Annotated in this window: 1 protein-coding gene; it reads right to left on the bottom strand. The window is 64.4% G+C overall.

All coding sequences use genetic code 11. The features are described 5' to 3' along the window. On the bottom strand, nt 1–1580 hold a 1580-nt coding region (locus MLGJGCBP_RS19915), incomplete at both ends, for a non-ribosomal peptide synthetase (protein WP_160097681.1).

Raw genomic sequence — 1580 nt, forward strand, 5'->3', positions numbered from 1 at the left:
GGCAACGCCTTCCGATCCAACTTGCCCGACGCATTCAGCGGCAACTCCCCCAACACCACAAACGCCGACGGCACCATATAGCCCGGCAGATCCCGCGACGCCGCAGCCTTCAGCACCTGGGCATCGACGACCGCACCCTCACCCGGCACCACATACGCCACCAACTGATCCCCGGCACGCCCATCACCGTGCACCACCACCACAGCCTGCGCCACCGAATCCACGTCACGCAGCACCGATTCGATCTCCCCGAGCTCGATCCGCTGCCCCCGCAACTTCACCTGGAAATCAGTACGACCGATGTACTCCAACTCACCAGAAGCGTTCCACCGCACCAGATCACCCGTGCGATACAAGCGGTCACCACTGCCACCGAACGGATTCGCCACAAACCGCTCCGCCGTCAACTCCGCCCGACGGTGATAACCACGCGCCACCTGCACGCCACCGTGGTACAACTCCCCGACAACACCCACCGGCACCGGCCGCAACCGCGAATCGAGCACATACGCCTGCGTGTTCCACGCGGGACGTCCGATCGGCACAGTCCTCGACAACTCGGCGTCCGCACACGACGACAGAGTTGACGTCACCGTCACCTCGGTAGGACCATAACCGTTGAACAGAGCCACCCCCCGCTGCGCCACCCGCCGGGCAAGGTGCACGCTCGTCGCCTCACCGCCGACGATCACTCGCCGCAGCGAGTCGGGAAGGCGCAGCGATGAATCCGACAACAGCACCTCGAACATCGACGGAACGAAATGCACCGTCGTGATCTGCTCGTCGTCCATCAACCGCGCAAGATACTCCGGGTCACGGTGACCGTCGGGACGGGCAATCACCACCCGCCCACCGGTCTGCAAGGCCCCGAAGCATTCCCACAGCGAGATATCGAACGTAAACGTCGCCTTCAGCAGCACCCGGTCATCAGCATCCGGGCCGAACCGATCCGCCATCCACAACAGATGCGAACTGATCGATCGGTGACTGACCACCACACCCTTCGGTCGCCCCGTCGACCCCGACGTGAACATCACATACGCCGTGTGATCCGGCAGCAACGGTGACACCCGCTCCGCATCCGTCACCGGCGCGCTGTCGAAACCGGACAAATCCACCGCGTCGATCGCCAGCAACGGAACATCGCCCGTCGGCAGATCCTGCGCATCGCCCCGCACCGTCAGCACACACATCGGCGCCGCGGTCTCGAGCACGAACGCATTCCGCTCCCGCGGCTGATCCGGATCCAACGGCACATACCCACCGCCGGCCTTCACCACCGCATACATTCCCACCAACAAATCCAACGAACGGCGCATCGCCACACCCACCAGCGCCTCCGGACCCACACCCTCGGCGATCAACCGGCGAGCGAGCCGGTTCACCCGCGCATCGAACTCGGCGTAGGTCAGCTCCTCACCCTCGAAGACCAGCGCCACATTCCCCGGAGTGCGCAAGACCTGAGCGTCGAACAACGACACCAACGTCGCACCAGCATCCACCGGATGCCCGGTGTCATTCCACCCCGACACCACCAGATCCCGCTCCACCGCATCAAGGATCTCGATCTCCCCCACCGG

This window comes from Rhodococcus sp. T7, assembly GCF_009872365.1.
Taxonomy (GTDB): Bacteria; Actinomycetota; Actinomycetes; order Mycobacteriales; family Mycobacteriaceae; genus Rhodococcus_F.